General features: G+C 57.5%; 13 protein-coding genes. 8 read left to right on the forward strand and 5 right to left on the reverse strand.

The window, feature by feature from the left end:
* Positions 1-331: 331 nt before the first annotated feature.
* Both PPTH39_RS17385 and aptA read right to left on the reverse strand, forming a co-directional pair.
* A complete protein-coding gene (locus PPTH39_RS17385; RefSeq protein WP_095001080.1) occupies positions 332-1,825 on the reverse strand; it encodes a CoA-acylating methylmalonate-semialdehyde dehydrogenase in 1,494 nt (497 codons plus the stop codon).
* An 81-nt stretch (positions 1,826-1,906) separates the two neighbouring features.
* Positions 1,907-3,256 carry an omega-aminotransferase AptA gene (gene aptA, locus PPTH39_RS17390; RefSeq protein WP_095001079.1) on the reverse strand — a complete coding sequence of 450 codons (1,350 nt, stop codon included), beginning with the start codon at positions 3,254-3,256 and terminating at the stop codon, positions 1,907-1,909.
* Positions 3,257-3,380: 124 nt separating this feature from the next.
* On the opposite strand from aptA, the gene PPTH39_RS17395 reads away from it, so the two are divergent.
* The 5 genes from PPTH39_RS17395 (at position 3,381) to PPTH39_RS17415 (ending at position 7,496) form a co-directional block, all read left to right on the forward strand.
* Positions 3,381-4,301 (forward strand): LysR family transcriptional regulator, encoded by a 921-nt coding sequence (locus PPTH39_RS17395; protein WP_095001078.1) that lies wholly within the window; start codon positions 3,381-3,383, stop codon positions 4,299-4,301.
* 42 nt (positions 4,302-4,343) lie between these two features.
* Entirely contained in the window at positions 4,344-4,994 is a 651-nt protein-coding gene (locus PPTH39_RS17400) for a TetR/AcrR family transcriptional regulator (RefSeq protein ID WP_130872244.1), read from the forward strand.
* A gap of 13 nt (positions 4,995-5,007) precedes the next feature.
* Positions 5,008-5,610 (forward strand): IMPACT family protein, encoded by a 603-nt coding sequence (locus PPTH39_RS17405; protein ID WP_095019807.1) that lies wholly within the window; start codon positions 5,008-5,010, stop codon positions 5,608-5,610.
* A 157-nt stretch (positions 5,611-5,767) separates the two neighbouring features.
* Positions 5,768-6,454 (forward strand): SDR family oxidoreductase, encoded by a 687-nt coding sequence (locus tag PPTH39_RS17410; RefSeq protein ID WP_095039463.1) that lies wholly within the window; start codon positions 5,768-5,770, stop codon positions 6,452-6,454.
* Between the two features lie 88 nt (positions 6,455-6,542).
* Complete coding sequence (locus tag PPTH39_RS17415; RefSeq protein WP_016783589.1) at positions 6,543-7,496, forward strand: adenosine deaminase; 954 nt, start codon at positions 6,543-6,545, stop codon at positions 7,494-7,496.
* A 140-nt stretch (positions 7,497-7,636) separates the two neighbouring features.
* On the opposite strand, the gene PPTH39_RS17420 is transcribed toward PPTH39_RS17415, so the two are convergent.
* Positions 7,637-8,554, reverse strand: a complete 918-nt coding sequence (locus PPTH39_RS17420) for a LysR family transcriptional regulator (protein WP_095001074.1) — start codon at positions 8,552-8,554, stop codon at positions 7,637-7,639.
* A 124-nt stretch (positions 8,555-8,678) separates the two neighbouring features.
* On the opposite strand from PPTH39_RS17420, the gene PPTH39_RS17425 reads away from it, so the two are divergent.
* Both PPTH39_RS17425 and PPTH39_RS17430 read left to right on the forward strand, forming a co-directional pair.
* On the forward strand, positions 8,679-9,692 hold the full coding sequence (locus PPTH39_RS17425) for a zinc-binding alcohol dehydrogenase family protein (RefSeq protein ID WP_130872245.1): 1,014 nt from the start codon (positions 8,679-8,681) through the stop codon (positions 9,690-9,692).
* 124 nt (positions 9,693-9,816) lie between these two features.
* The gene (locus PPTH39_RS17430) at positions 9,817-9,987 is read left to right on the forward strand and encodes a sensor domain-containing protein (protein ID WP_130872246.1); all 171 of its coding nucleotides are present in this window, start codon (positions 9,817-9,819) and stop codon (positions 9,985-9,987) included.
* A gap of 1 nt (position 9,988) precedes the next feature.
* Here the strand turns inward: PPTH39_RS17430 and PPTH39_RS17435 are convergent, their stop codons facing one another.
* Together PPTH39_RS17435 and PPTH39_RS17440 are read right to left on the reverse strand one after the other, a co-directional pair.
* Complete coding sequence (locus PPTH39_RS17435) at positions 9,989-11,185, reverse strand: multidrug effflux MFS transporter (protein ID WP_095019805.1); 1,197 nt, start codon at positions 11,183-11,185, stop codon at positions 9,989-9,991.
* Positions 11,186-11,461: 276 nt separating this feature from the next.
* Positions 11,462-11,662, reverse strand: coding sequence for a heavy-metal-associated domain-containing protein (locus PPTH39_RS17440; protein WP_016783584.1), 201 nt, complete (start codon positions 11,660-11,662; stop codon positions 11,462-11,464).
* Positions 11,663-11,809: 147 nt separating this feature from the next.
* Here PPTH39_RS17440 and PPTH39_RS17445 point away from each other — a divergent pair, with 147 nt between their 5' ends.
* Positions 11,810-12,190: a hypothetical protein gene (locus PPTH39_RS17445; RefSeq protein ID WP_016783583.1), complete on the forward strand. Its 381-nt coding sequence runs from the start codon at positions 11,810-11,812 to the stop codon at positions 12,188-12,190.
* Positions 12,191-12,263 lie beyond the last annotated feature (73 nt).

A 12,263-nucleotide genomic window follows, 5' to 3' on the forward strand; every position in this document is an offset into this window, starting at 1 on the left:
TGTTTTCAAAGTTTCCTCTGTAACATCAACCACTTGCGCTTTCGATCTCTCGTTAGCGGGAGGCGAATTCTACAGCGTTACACGCTGCTGTCAACACCTCATTTCCTGCTTCGATGACTTGAAGCTGGCACTGCCAAAAACCATCCAACTCTTTGAAACTCAAGGAGTTATCCGTTTCGACTGCGCCGGAAGAGGTGCGAATTATAGGCCGTTTGAACCTCGGGTCAAGCACTAGTTTCACACTTCTGTCATATAGCCTTGAAAGGGGCCTAAAAGCAGAGGCCAGCCTGACGGCTGGCCTCTTTTCTTCTATAGGCTGCTATCGCCTGCCTTACAGACTCGGAAAGGCAAACTGAGAGGCTTCATGGCTGGCACGTTGCGGCCAACGTTGTGTGATCGCCTTGCGACGCGTGTAAAAGCGCACGCCATCCGGGCCATAGGCATGCAGGTCACCAAACAGCGAACGTTTCCAGCCGCCGAAGCTGTGGTAGGCAACAGGTACTGGCAACGGTACGTTAACCCCCACCATACCCACTTCAATCTCGTCGCAGAACAAACGGGCCGCCTCTCCATCACGGGTGAAAATGCAGGTACCGTTACCGTACTCGTGATCATTGATCAGTTGCATGGCCTCTTCCAGGCTCTTGACCCGCACGATGCACAATACCGGCCCGAAGATCTCTTCTTTATAGATACGCATCTCAGGTGTCACGCGATCAAACAGGCAGCCCCCCAGGAAGAAGCCTTCTTCATGCCCCTTGATACTCAACCCGCGACCATCGACCACCAACTGCGCACCTGCTGCTACGCCATCATCGACATAGCCACTGACCTTGTCCCGCGCCTGACCGGTAACCAGGGGGCCCATGTCCAGACCGCACGAAGTCCCCGCACCAATTTTCAGCGCTTTGATTTGAGGAACCAGTTTGGCCACCAGGGCATCTGCCACCTGATCACCGACGCACACTGCAACCGAGATGGCCATGCAACGCTCGCCGCACGAACCATACGCTGCGCCCATCAGTGCACTGACTGCGTTATCGAGATCCGCATCCGGCATCAACACTGCGTGGTTTTTCGCCCCACCCAGTGCCTGCACGCGCTTACCGCGTTTGGTGCCTTCGGCGTAGATGTACTCGGCGATCGGGGTCGAGCCAACAAAACTCAGCGCTTTCACTTCCGGCGCCTCGATCAGTGCATCAACAGCTGACTTGTCGCCGTGCACCACGTTCATAACCCCCTTGGGCAAACCAGCTTCTTGCAGCAGTTGAGCAATCAACAGTGTCGAGCTTGGATCACGCTCCGAGGGCTTAAGAATGAAACAGTTGCCGCACACGATCGCCAACGGGTACATCCACAACGGAACCATGGCCGGGAAGTTGAACGGTGTAATCCCTGCAACTACACCCAGTGGCTGGAAGTCCGACCAGGCATCAATATTCGGGCCTACGTTACGACTGTATTCGCCCTTCAAGATTTCCGGAGCCGAGCAAGCGTATTCGACGTTCTCGATCCCGCGCTTCAGTTCACCCGCAGCATCCTCCAGAGTCTTGCCATGCTCTTCGCTGATCAACTGCGAGATCCGCGCTTCGTTCTGCTCAAGCAACTGCTTGAAACGGAACATCACTTGGGCGCGCTTGGCAGGTGGGGTATTACGCCATGCCGGGAAGGCGGCCTTGGCTGCATCGATCGCCTGCTGGATTGTTTCACGGCTGGCCAGGGGAACCTGGTGGATCACTTTACCGGTGGACGGGTTATACACATCTGCGGTGCGCCCGGAATCGTTCAGCAACTCGCCATTGATCAGGTGTTGAATAGTGCTCATGGATGCTCCAGAAAGTTGTCCACAGGCGCGAACGCTGCGCGCCTGGGTGAATGCATTAAGTGTCGCTTCTATATAGAAGGATCAGTCGATCTGATTCAGCGCTTCGCCGACCGCATCGAACAAGCGATCCAGGTCTTGCGGCTTGCTGTTGAACGTTGGCCCGAACTGCAAGGTGTCGCCGCCGTAGCGCACGTAGAAACCGGCTTTCCACAGTTTCATCGCTGCATCGAACGGGCGCACAATTGCATCGCCATCACGCGGCGCAATCTGGATTGCACCCGCCAGGCCATAGTTGCGAATGTCGATGATGTTCTTCACGCCCTTCAAACCGTGCAATGCATTCTCAAAATGCGGTGCAACTTCAGCCACGCTCTGTACCAGGTTCTCTTTTTGCAATAGATCAAGCGCAGCAATACCCGCAGCACAGGCTACGGGGTGAGCCGAGTAGGTATAGCCGTGGGGGAATTCAACCGCGTACTCAGGCGTCGGCTGATTCATGAACGTGTGATAAATCTCGCTGGTAGCGATAACAGCCCCCATCGGAATCGCGCCGTTGGTGACTTGCTTGGCAATACACATCAAGTCAGGTGTCACGCCGAAGCTGTCAGCACCAAACATTGAGCCTGTACGACCAAAGCCAGTGATCACTTCATCGAACACCAACAGGATATTGTGCTGGTCGCAGATTTCCCGCAGACGTTTCAGATAACCCTGAGGCGGAACCAATACCCCAGCCGAGCCTGCCATCGGTTCTACAAAAACGGCAGCAATGTTCGACGCATCGTGCAATTCGATCAGCTTGAGCAGTTCATCGGCCAGGGCAATCCCGCCCTGCTCGGGCATGCCGCGAGAAAATGCGTTGCTTGCCAACAGGGTGTGCGGCAGATGATCCACATCCATCATTGCCTGGCCAAACAGTTTGCGGTTGCCGTTCACCCCACCCAGGCTGGTGCCTGCAATGTTCACTCCATGGTAGCCGCGGGCACGGCCAATCATTTTGGTTTTGCTCGACTGGCCTTTTAGACGCCAGTAGGCACGCACCATCTTCACCGCCGTGTCGGCACACTCCGACCCCGAGTCGGTGAAGAACACGTGATTGAGGTTGCCCGGCGTCAACTCGGTGATTTTTTCTGCCAGCTTGAAAGACAGCGGATGGCCGTACTGGAACGCCGGCGAGTAATCGAGGGTGCCCAATTGTCTGGCCACGGCTTCCTGGATTTCAGTACGGGTATGCCCTGCGCCGCAGGTCCAAAGACCTGACAGCGAATCGTAAATCTGCCGACCCTTATCATCCGTCAGATAACTGCCCTTGGCCGCGACGATAAAGCGCGGATCGCGATGGAAGTTACGGTTGGCAGTGTAAGGCATCCAGTGAGCATCCAGCTTGAGCTGGCTGGTCAGGTTCAATTCGGCATTTTCGGGCATGTTCATCAGCAAAACCTCGCAAGGCAAAAGCGGCGTGGGATGTTGAAAGCGTTGTTGCGCCTAAATTGCCACGGCTATAAAGTCCATGAAATCCAACTCTTCTAACCTTTAGTCAGGCATACACTAAACTATGAGCAGCCGTCGCCCCGATGCACTGGCCCAGGTCAGCGACTTTGATATTCGACTGCTGCGTATTTTTCGCAGCGTCGTGGAGTGCGGCGGCTTTTCGGCAGCAGAGACGGTACTGGGCATTGGCCGTTCTGCCATCAGCCAGCAGATGAGCGATCTTGAACAGCGCCTGGGTTTACGCCTGTGCCAACGTGGGCGAGCGGGTTTTTCACTGACAGAGGAAGGTCGTGAGGTCTACCACTCTGCGCTGCAATTACTCGGCGCACTTGAGAGCTTTCGTACCGAGGTCAACGGCCTTCACCAGCATTTGCGCGGCGAACTGACCATTGGCCTGACCGATAACCTGGTCACCCTGCCCCATATGCGTATCACCCATGCACTGGCCCAACTCAAGGAGCGTGGGCCTGATGTACAGATTCATATCCGCATGATCTCGCCCCATGAAGTTGAACAGGGTGTGCTCGACGGCCGCCTGCATGTGGGTGTGGTGCCCCAGGCCAGCACATTGTCCGGGCTTGAGTACCAGCCGCTCTACAGTGAGCGTTCACTGTTGTATTGCGCCGTAGGCCATCCGCTGTTTTATGTCGACGACAGGCAATTGGAAGATGCACGGTTGAATGCGCAGGATGCCATTGCCCCCACCTTTCGCCTGCCCTCGGATATCCAGGCCCACTACCAGGCGCTCAATTGCACCGCCAGCGCGTCGGATCGCGAAGGCATGGCCTTTTTGATTTTGACCGGGCGCTATATCGGTTACCTGCCCGACCATTACGCCAGCCTGTGGGTTCAGCAGGGCCGCTTGCGGGCACTGAAGGCAAAAACACGTTTCTACGATTTGAGCCTGGCATCGGTGACACGTAAAGGCCGGCGCCCGCATCTGGTCCTGGAAAGTTTCCTTGAGAGCCTGGAAGCGACGCGTTAACGTGAAAAACTTCGCTACACAAACAGGTTGCCCGGAGCGCCCATGACCCTTGAAGTTCCTGCCCATGACGGCAAGCCTCCCAGCCGTATCCGGCAGAAAAACGAAGAGGCCATTCTCAAGGCCGCCGAAGATGAGTTTGCCCGTCACGGCTTCAGAGGCACCAGCATGAACGCCATCGCCCTGAGTGCCGGGCTGCCAAAGGCCAATCTGCATTATTACTTCACCAACAAGCTAAGCCTGTATATCGCAGTACTGAGCAATATCATCGAGCTATGGGACCGTACCTTCAACGTTTTGACCGCTGACGATGACCCGGCCCAGGCCCTGACTCAGTATATCCGCGCAAAAATGGAGTTTTCCCGGCGACAGCCCCAGGCTTCGCGAGTGTTTGCGATGGAAATCATCAGTGGCGGGACCTGCCTGACCGAGTATTTCTCACAAGACTACAGAGCTTGGTTTCAAGGTCGTGCAGCTGTGTTCCAGGCCTGGATAGATGCAGGCAAGATGGACCCGGTCGACCCGGTCCATCTGATTTTCCTGCTATGGGGCAGCACCCAGCATTACGCCGACTTTTCGACACAGATTTGCCGCGTAACGGGGCGCAAGCACCTGACCAAACAGGATATGCATGCGGCCTGCGACAACCTGATCCGTATCATTCTCAAAGGCTGCGGCCTGACGCCCGCAGTCTAAGCCTGGAACCGACATGCCTTCGACCCTCACGGGGCTTTGCGAGTACCGCGAAGAAATCCGTAAAAGCCGCTTTATTACTTTTGCTGCCCCCATCACCAGCGCCCAGCAAGCCCTCGAATTTATCGAGCAACACAGCGACCTGAATGCCTCGCACAATTGCTGGGCGTGGAAACTTGGTGGGCAGTACCGCAGCAGTGATGATGGCGAACCTGGCGGCACCGCGGGCCGCCCGATACTCTCGGCCATTGAAGCGCAGGACTGCGATCAGGTCGCGGTGCTGGTTATCCGCTGGTATGGCGGCATTCAGCTGGGCACCGGCGGCCTGGCTCGGGCCTATGGCGGTGGCGCTAACAAATGCCTGCAAAACGCCGAAAAACTGCCGTTGGTCAGCCGTATAGCACTCAGTTGCTCTTGCAGTTTCAGCGAGCTGGCATTGGTCAAACTGCGCCTGGGTGAACTCAACGGCCTGATCACCGGCGAAGCCTTCACTGCCAATGGCGTTGACCTGCAACTGGCGCTGGTCGAAGAACAGATTGCTCCCGCGCGACAGCTTTTAGCGGACCTTAGCCGCGGCAGGATCCTGCTGCATCGTGACGCTGTCGAGCCAGCCCCATAAAAATGCTATTTTCCGACATCCATAGTTGCCCACAGTCACTGTGCACCCACCTGTGGATAACCTGAGCACATGCGGCCACAGCCCTTGTGTGCTGGGGGCTTGAAGCACTTGTACGATTTTTAACCAACTCATATCAACTTTGTAGAGGACGCTACTCATGACCGCAAAAAAAGCACTGATCATCGGAGCTTCACGTGGCCTGGGCCTGGGTCTGGTCAAGGAGTTGCTTGCCGATGGCTGGGACGTAACCGCCACTGTGCGCCACCCACAAAAAGCCGAGGCCCTGAAGGCATTGGGGCCGGTGCGCATCGAACAACTGGACATGAACAATCAACAGGCGATCAAGGCATTGGGCAATACCTTGCACAATGAAGTCTTCGATCTGCTGTTTATCAATGCCGGGGTCAAAGGCCCGGACGACCAGCTGTCGGGCAATGCAACGCTGGCCGAGGTGGGGCAGCTGTTTTTCACCAACAGCGTGGCACCGATCAATGTGGCCCGGGAGTTTGTCAGCCGGATCCGTAAGGACAGTGGCGTACTGGCCTTTATGAGCTCAGTACTCGGCAGTGTCACTCAACCTGATGCCCCCGAAATGGCCCTCTACAAGGCCAGCAAAGCGGCTCTCAACTCGATGACCAATACCTTTGTACTGTATGAACTGGGCGACAATAACCCGACTGTGCTGTCCATGCACCCGGGCTGGGTAAAAACCGATATGGGCGGCGAAGGCGCCGATATTGATGTCGAAACCAGCACCCGTGGCCTGGTGGCACAGGTCAAGGCATTTGCCGGAAAAGGCGGCCATCACTTTATCGACTACAAGGGCCAGACGATTCCCTGGTAGGCAGCCTGCGACAAATGGCGGGGGAATTGTGCCCCCTCCGACCTGTAGAATGTCGCCATCTGTACCCGATTTGATGAGAAAACCTTTTATGTATGACTGGCTGAACGCCCTGCCAAAAGCTGAACTGCACATGCACCTGGAGGGTTCCCTGGAACCCGAGTTGCTGTTTTCGCTGGCCGAGCGCAACAAGATCGCCCTGCCCTGGAACGACGTTGAAACCCTGCGCAAGGCGTATGCCTTCAACAACCTGCAAGAATTCCTCGATCTTTATTACAAAGGCGCCGACGTACTGCGTACCTCCCAGGACTTCTACGACCTGACCTGGGCCTACCTGTTGCGCTGTAAAGAACAGAACGTCATTCACACAGAACCCTTCTTCGACCCGCAAACCCACACCGATCGTGGCGTGCCGTTTGAAGTCGTGCTCAATGGCATTGCCAGCGCACTTAAAGATGGCGAGCAGCAACTGGGTATCACCAGCGGCCTGATCCTCAGCTTCCTGCGCCATTTGAGCGAAGAAGAAGCAGAAAAGACCCTCGATATGGCCCTGCCATTTCGCGATGCCTTTGTCGCCGTTGGCCTCGACAGTTCAGAAATGGGCCACCCGCCGAGCAAGTTTGTGCGCGTATTCGACCGCGCCCGTGATGAAGGCTTCCTGACCGTTGCCCACGCGGGTGAAGAAGGCCCGCCGGAGTACATCTGGCAAGCCCTGGACTTGCTCAAGATCCAGCGTATCGACCATGGCGTGCGCGCCATTGAAGACGAACGTCTGATGCAACGCATCATCGACGAGCAGATCCCGTTGACCGTATGCCCGTTGTCCAACACCAAACTCTGTGTGTTTGATCACATGTCGCAACACAACATTCTCGACATGCTTGAGCGTGGCGTAAAAGTGACCGTCAACTCTGATGACCCGGCCTACTTTGGCGGTTATATGACTGAGAACTTCCACGCGCTATACACCGATCTGGGCATGACCCAGGACCAGGCCAAACGCCTGGCGCAAAACGGTCTGGATGCGCGGTTGGTCAAGCCGTAACACGCGGTCTCCCCTGTGGGAACGGGCTTGCCCACGATGGCATCAACTCGATCAGGCAGACACACCTGATTGTCAGCATCGCGAGCAAGCCCGCTCCCACAGACATTTGAAACTGCAACACCGTCACTACCACAGCAATTTTACTGTTTCCCCGGGTACAACTTGCTCAACATCGCACAGCGCTCACTGAGCATGTCGCGCAAGAGCCGCACCGGTTTACTCAATTGCGCCCGGTGACCACACAGCAGATTCAGCGGCGCCCGCTCGCACATCAGCCCCGGCAGTAACACCTTGAGCCGCCCGCTCTGCACATCTCCCGCCACATCCAGCCACGACTTGTAGGCAATGCCCTGCCCGGCAACCGCCCACAAGCGCACCACGTCGGCATCATCGCTGAAACGATTGCCGCTTACCGTCAGCCCCAGTTCGCGCTTGCCGTCATTGAATTGCCAATGGTCGTGAACCCGCGTGCCGAGCATGTACAACAGGCAATTGTGTTGCAGCAACTGCTCAAGCTGACGCGGCTCGCCCTTGCGCGCCAGGTAGTCGGGGGACGCACACAGCACCCGGCGGTTATCCGGGGCCACCGGCAGCGCCACCAGGCTGGAGTCTTCCGGCTCGCCGTAACGCAAGGCGATATCCACAGGCTGGCGGAACAGGTCGGCAATCCGGTCACCCAATAACAGGCGCACGGTGAGTTGCGGATGCTCACGCTGGAACTCATCCAGCCAGGGCAGCAACAGATTACGGCCGAAGTCTGAAGGTGCCGACAGTTGCAACACTCCGCTAACCTGATCTTGCCCACGCGCCAACAAGCGTCGCCCCTCATCGAGGCTAGCGAGTGCCGTACGCGCATATTCAAGAAAGCCTTCGCCTTCGGCCGTCAGACGCAAACTTCGGGTTGAACGCGCCAGCAGGCGCGCGCCCAGTTGAGCTTCTATCCGTTTGAGAGCAGCGCTGGCCACCGCCGGGGACATATCCATCACCCGGGCCGCCGCAGACAAACTGCCCAAGTCAGCCGCGTGAACGAACAATTGCAGATCATCGAAACGCAGCATTCACCATCCACCCGACCATTATCAATAAAAAATTGAAAGAGACTGCTGTTTTAGCCGGTTTTATCGCGCGGTGAAATAGCCAATTATCACTGCCAGTTTCTTAATCATCTTCAGGACATGTCCCATGAAAGCTGTCGCCTACTACCACTCGTTACCGATTCAAGACCCGCTGGCCCTGCAAGATATCGAGTTGCCAGAGCCGGTGGCCGGCCCCCGGGATTTGCTGGTCGAGGTCAAAGCCATTTCCGTAAACCCGGTGGACACCAAAGTGCGCCAGAACGTGCAGCCCGAGGCCGACACTGCCAAGGTACTGGGCTGGGATGTGGCCGGTGTGGTCAAGGCCGTCGGCAGTGAAGTCAGCTTGTTCAAGGTCGGCGACAAGGTCTTTTATGCAGGCTCCATTGCCCGTGCCGGGGCCAACAGTGAACGTCATGTAGTGGATGAACGCATCGTCGGGCATATGCCCAAAAGCCTCGATTTCGCACAGGCCGCAGCGTTGCCGTTGACCGCCATCACTGCCTGGGAGTTGTTGTTTGAGCGCCTTGGCGTCAACGAGGGCAAGACCGACGAGCAACAAAGCCTGCTGATCGTCGGCGCGGCGGGTGGTGTGGGTTCAATCCTGACGCAACTGGCCAGCCAACTGACTGCGCTCAAGGTGATTGGTAGCGCATCTCGCCCTGAAACCCAGGCCTGGGTCCGTGAGCTGGGCGCCGATCTGGTTATCGACCACAGCCAGCCGCTGAGCGAAGAACTCAAGCGTCACGGCATCGACGCCGTCACCCATGTTGCCAGCCTGACCCAGACTGACCAGCATCTCGATCAGTTGGTAGAAGCACTGGCACCACAGGGCAAACTGGCGCTGATTGATGATCCCAAGGCGCTGGATATCACCAAACTCAAACGCAAGAGCCTGTCACTGCACTGGGAGTTCATGTACACCCGCTCGCTGTTCCAGACCCCGGACATGATCGAGCAACATCTCCTGCTCAATCGTGTCGCCGGGCTGATCGATGCGGGCACCCTGCGTACCACGGTCGGCGAGCACTTTGGCAGCATCAATGCCACCAACCTGCGCCGCGCCCATGCACTGCTGGAAAGCGGCATGGCCAAGGGCAAGATTGTGCTCGAAGGCTTCTGAGAGGACGTCTGACGGGACCCATGTGGTCATTTTTTAACCGTCAGTCAGAGACTTGATTCCGGGCATTTTAATCAAAGTTTTTCGGCATACACTGGCCTCCTTTGCGAACCGAAGGAGGCCAGTCATGAAAATCCTGATAAAAGCGCTAGCAAGATCCCGCGACTGCAAATGGCAGGTGCAAATCGACCAGCAAGCCGTCAACTTTCGCAGCGAAGCCGAGGCCCGGGCCTTTGTCGACAAGCTGCAATCGCGCCTGCATGCCCCGCACCGCCTGCCCGAACGTTTGGCTGGCTGAATCAGACCGGCTGCTGAGCGGCGATCCGTGCGGTGTACAGGCGCCGGGTCGCCACTGCCAGGCCCACTGCCACAAGCCCGCACAGGGTGATGACCATCGCCATTGGCATTGCGCTGCCGTCGTGCAATACCCCCACCAGTGATGCCGCCCCCGCCGCCACGCTGAACTGCAAACAACCCAGCATCGCCGAAGCACTGCCGGCGCGCGCGCCCTGCCCGCTCATGGCGCAGGCCGAGGCATTGGGAATGATGCAGCCCAGGCTGGCAATGCAGATAAACAGCGGCACCAGCAGCGGCCACAGTTGTTCGGTATGCAAACTGCTGACGCCCAGCAAGGCCAGACCCGCCGCCAGATACACCCACACCATGCGCGACAGCAAAAAGGCCGGGCCACGCTTGGCCAGCAGGCGGGCGTTCAACTGCGCCACCAGGATAAAGCCGGCCGCGTTGGTGCCGAACAACCAGCCGTAATGCTCGGCAGGCACGCCATAGAGTTTGATAAATACGAAAGGTGAACCCGCGATGTAGGCAAACATCCCGGCCATTGCGATCCCCCCCGTCAGGGCATGGCCAAGGAACTCGCGATCCTTGAGCAACCGCCCGTACTGACGCAATGCCCCCGACAGCGGCTGACGTGGCACGTTGGCCGGCAGGCTTTCAGGCAAGCCAAGCGCTACGGCCGTTGCCGCCAATGCGCTGAACACCGTCAACACCAGGAAAATCGATTGCCAGCCATACAGGTTGACCAGCAACCCACCCAACATCGGCGCCAGGATTGGCGCCAGGCCCATAACCAGCATCAATTGTGAAAACACTTTGGCCGACTGCACCGCGTCGCATTTGTCACTGACAATTGCCCGCGAAAGGACCATGCCCGCACAGCCGCCAAGGGCCTGGACAAACCGGGCACCAATCAGCCACTCCAGGGTCGGCGCAAAGGCGCATGCCAGTGACGCGACAGTGAATAGCCCGACGCCCACCAGCAGCGGCACGCGCCGGCCGAAGCGGTCCGCTACCGGGCCATAGGCCAGCTGACCGATGGACAGGCCCAGAAAGTACACGGCCAGCGTCAGTTGTATCTGGGTTTCGTCGGTTGCAAAGGCTTGTGCCATCGCCGGGAAGCCGGGCAGGTAAAAGTCGATCGCCAAAGGACCGAAGGCACTCAGGGCGCCAAGAATCAAGATTGTTCGAAGGTTCATCAGGTATCCAGGGATCAGGCTGCGGTTAGCGCAAGCTGACAGTTTAGCTGTGGTTATCGACCCTGAACATTAAGTTAGCGAGCTAGCTAATAAATCACCTTGAACCCGTCCTGAAACAACACCGCCGTAGCAGCTGCCGAGGAACGAGGCTGCGTTCGGCGGCGCAGCCGTCGTAAGTCTGACATTGCGGTGCGCCAGTCAGAGCTTGCTCTTAGCATTCACGACGACTACGTCGCCGGACGCAGCCTAGTTCCTCGGCAGCTGCTACATACAGGTTTAGTGCGCCGTGCGCGCCTCAAACCCGGCATTGGTGATCACGTCGATAATTTGCAACGGTGATACGTTGCTGTCCACCTTGACGGTTTTGCTCGCCAGGTCCACTTCAACCTTCGCGTCTTTATCCACCGTCTGCACTGCACGGGTCACCGCGCCCACACAGCCACCACAGGTCATACCGTCTACCTTGAACGTTTGCATGATTACGCCTCCTGTTTGAGATATGCCTACAGCTTCGACCTTGCCATCGTGGCAAGGTCAAGCCCGTTGTTTCACGCGCTGACTGGCAATCCATCCCGTGCTCGGCCAAGCTGCAAGCCTTGCGATTTGATAACAGGATACTTAGCCATGCGCTGGACCGCTTTGAGCCTAGTCAGCCTTTTGGGTCTTGCCAGTGTGCCGCTGTGGGCAAATGCCGATCAGGACTACGGAGTGCTGATCATTTCCCGCGAACGCCTTGAGGTGCCGACCAACTGCGAAGTGGGTGTGTACATCGACGACCAACTGGCCGGGCGATTGTTTCAGGAGCAGGCCCTGGCCTTTAACCTGCCGCCCGCCAGCGTCGATATCCGCCTCAAGCTGCTCCCCGGGCAAGCCCCCGGCTGCCTGCCCGGCATGCTGGTGCCGCCCGCGCAGCAGTTCACCCTGAAGGCCGGGGATGTGCGCAAATACCGCATCGCCCTGGGTAAACAGGGTATGTACCTCAAGCCCGCCAAACTGGAATATTGAGCGGCAAACAACGAACAGCAAGAAGCCTTGACCTTGCCATGGGGTCAAGGTCGATTCTATGGATAGATAACTT

Source organism: Pseudomonas bubulae (assembly GCF_900618535.1).
Classification (GTDB): Bacteria; Pseudomonadota; Gammaproteobacteria; order Pseudomonadales; family Pseudomonadaceae; genus Aquipseudomonas; species Aquipseudomonas bubulae.

Coding starts and splice junctions, on each gene's coding strand:
- PPTH39_RS17430 (WP_130872246.1), top strand. CDS start 9,817: ATGAAAATCCTGATAAAAGCGCTAGCAAGATCCCGCGACTGCAAATGG.
- PPTH39_RS17420 (WP_095001074.1), bottom strand. CDS start 8,554: ATGCTGCGTTTCGATGATCTGCAATTGTTCGTTCACGCGGCTGACTTG.
- PPTH39_RS17395 (WP_095001078.1), top strand. CDS start 3,381: ATGAGCAGCCGTCGCCCCGATGCACTGGCCCAGGTCAGCGACTTTGAT.
- PPTH39_RS17405 (WP_095019807.1), top strand. CDS start 5,008: ATGCCTTCGACCCTCACGGGGCTTTGCGAGTACCGCGAAGAAATCCGT.
- PPTH39_RS17415 (WP_016783589.1), top strand. CDS start 6,543: ATGTATGACTGGCTGAACGCCCTGCCAAAAGCTGAACTGCACATGCAC.
- PPTH39_RS17435 (WP_095019805.1), bottom strand. CDS start 11,185: ATGAACCTTCGAACAATCTTGATTCTTGGCGCCCTGAGTGCCTTCGGT.
- PPTH39_RS17400 (WP_130872244.1), top strand. CDS start 4,344: ATGACCCTTGAAGTTCCTGCCCATGACGGCAAGCCTCCCAGCCGTATC.
- PPTH39_RS17410 (WP_095039463.1), top strand. CDS start 5,768: ATGACCGCAAAAAAAGCACTGATCATCGGAGCTTCACGTGGCCTGGGC.
- PPTH39_RS17445 (WP_016783583.1), top strand. CDS start 11,810: ATGCGCTGGACCGCTTTGAGCCTAGTCAGCCTTTTGGGTCTTGCCAGT.
- aptA (WP_095001079.1), bottom strand. CDS start 3,256: ATGAACATGCCCGAAAATGCCGAATTGAACCTGACCAGCCAGCTCAAG.
- PPTH39_RS17385 (WP_095001080.1), bottom strand. CDS start 1,825: ATGAGCACTATTCAACACCTGATCAATGGCGAGTTGCTGAACGATTCC.
- PPTH39_RS17440 (WP_016783584.1), bottom strand. CDS start 11,662: ATGCAAACGTTCAAGGTAGACGGTATGACCTGTGGTGGCTGTGTGGGC.
- PPTH39_RS17425 (WP_130872245.1), top strand. CDS start 8,679: ATGAAAGCTGTCGCCTACTACCACTCGTTACCGATTCAAGACCCGCTG.